General features: G+C 65.9%; 2 protein-coding genes and 1 pseudogene. 1 reads left to right on the forward strand and 2 read right to left on the reverse strand.

Features of this window, described 5'->3' with window-relative positions; genetic code table 11:
* Both EOD07_RS32620 and EOD07_RS32625 read right to left on the reverse strand, forming a co-directional pair.
* Window positions 1–957: DUF4350 domain-containing protein (locus tag EOD07_RS32620; protein ID WP_164772762.1), on the reverse strand; the 957-nt coding region annotated here is incomplete at its 3' end.
* On the reverse strand, window positions 954–1,580 hold the full coding sequence (locus tag EOD07_RS32625) for a DUF4129 domain-containing protein (RefSeq protein WP_127238172.1): 627 nt from the start codon (window positions 1,578–1,580) through the stop codon (window positions 954–956). The genes EOD07_RS32625 and EOD07_RS32620, both read right to left, overlap by 4 nt.
* Window positions 1,581–1,730: 150 nt before the next feature.
* Here EOD07_RS32625 and EOD07_RS32630 point away from each other — a divergent pair.
* Window positions 1,731–1,962, forward strand: a pseudogene (locus EOD07_RS32630) (hypothetical protein); the annotation flags it as partial.

Genomic DNA, 1,962 nt, shown 5'->3' on the forward strand with positions numbered 1-1,962 from the left:
TTTCAACAGCATCGCCGTGGTGTCGACCAGCGCCCGCTTGCCGAAGGCGATGGCGCGCCCTTCCGCGCGCGGCGGGCCGAAGCGGCCGAGCCCGTGCAGGAAGGCGAGCGCGGCCGCCACCAGCACCGACAGCGTCAGCGCCAGGAAGGGCGGTTCGACCAGAAGCTTGGCGAGATCGTATTTCTGGCCGATGCCGTGCAGCGTCAGGTCGAACATGACCGCGCCCTTGGCGGGCTCGATCATGGCGATCATGTCGAGGACGGCGGCCGCCGTCTGCTCGTCCTTCAGCCCGGCATTGTTGATGAAATCGGGATCGGTGAGGATGTAGAAGGGTTCGTTGTCGAGCTCGGTCAGGATCGCCCTGCCGTCGCCCGCCGCGATCAGCGGATGCTCGTCCGCCACCCATTGCAGCTCGTCCGGCGCGGGCACCATGCGGCCGGCGATATTGATCTGCGAGAGCGTGTTCCTTGCCTCGCCGAGCTTTGCCTTGGCGATGCGGCCGAGCCAATCGTTGACGACGCTGTTGGGCAGCCGCTCGATCTTCGTCTCCCAGCCATCGTGCCCCAGCAGGGGAAAGGTCTGCCATTTCGGCAGGACGAACAGCGTGTCCTTGCCCGAGCGTGCCTTGATGAGCCGGTCGAGCGCGGCCGGGTCGCTGCCCGGCGCGATGGTGACGACGAGCAGGAAGGTCGAGGCGAGCGGGGATGCCAGGTCCTTCTCGCCGCGTTCCATCGGCGGCGCCTGTCCGTTGGTGAGCTTCAGCCATTCGACAAGCCCGGCATAACCGGTGCCGCCCTTGGAAAATGGCGTACCGCCGCCTGCGGGCTCGCGGAAATCGGGCGCATAGGTGGAGAGCAGAAAGAAACCGGCCGCCGCCAGCAGACTGGCGAAAATACCCCAGAACAGGGTTTTGCGGCTGAACGGTTCTTGCGCTGCGCCTGTCATCTGCGCGGTCATGCCCAGGCATCCCGGAAGGCGAAACGCTCATAGGCGCCGCGCGCCTGCCGCCAGCCCTCGGCGCCGACGGGACGGCGGGCGAACAAGGCCGCCTCGACGATCCGGGCGATCTCGCTGAAGGCGGCGCGGGGCCGGGGGGGGATCGACCCCGCCGCCGCGATGGCGCGCGCGGTGAGCGACGGGCGCAGGAAGTCGGGCAGCCGCGTGGCGATGTCGGCGACGCTGCGGCGCAACAGAAGATGCACCGCCTCGTCATATTCGCCGCGCGCGGCGAGCGCATCGGCCTCCGAGAGCAGGATCTGGGCAGCCCCTACGTCAGGGCGCCACTCTTCCTTCGCTTCGGCCTCCAGACGCTTGCGTCGCCAGGGCAGGCGCCAGGCGACGCCTTTGGCTTCAAGGAGAAGCAGGAAAGCGATGATCGCGACGCCGATGATCACCGCGCCCCAGAACAGATAGATCATATAGGGACCGAGCTTGGCCAGGCCGTCCAGAAACGGCTTCAGCCATTCGGGAGGCTCGGGTTGCACATAGGTCGGCAGCCCGAACTGGATCGAATCGTCGGCCAGCAGCTGCTTGTGCAACTGTGCCAGCCGTCCGGCGTCTTCCGTCCCTGCGGCCGTCACCCGCTCGTTCCCCCTGCAACCTGCGGTTCGGCGCCGACACTGGCAATAGGCCATGACAATTGCAAGCGCACTGGACGTAACCCCGCAATCTTGGCAAATTTACTTTGAAGTCACCGATTGGATGCGGGCGGCGACTCGGGGGAAATTATCATGACCACTGCGACATTGGGACGACCCGGCAGGTTCGAGATCGGCAGGGTATTCAGCAACACCTTCGGCGTGATCGGCCGAAACATCGGACTTTGTGTCGGATTGGCGGCGCTGTTTGCGGGGCTGCCGACGTTACTGGTCCGGATGGCGACCCAGCCGCAGATCAATGCAATTCTGCAAACGGAATCCGGTGCCATGCCGGATCCGAGCGCGGCGTTTCGCAATTCCTACA

Source organism: Mesorhizobium sp. M2C.T.Ca.TU.002.02.1.1 (genome assembly GCF_003997225.1).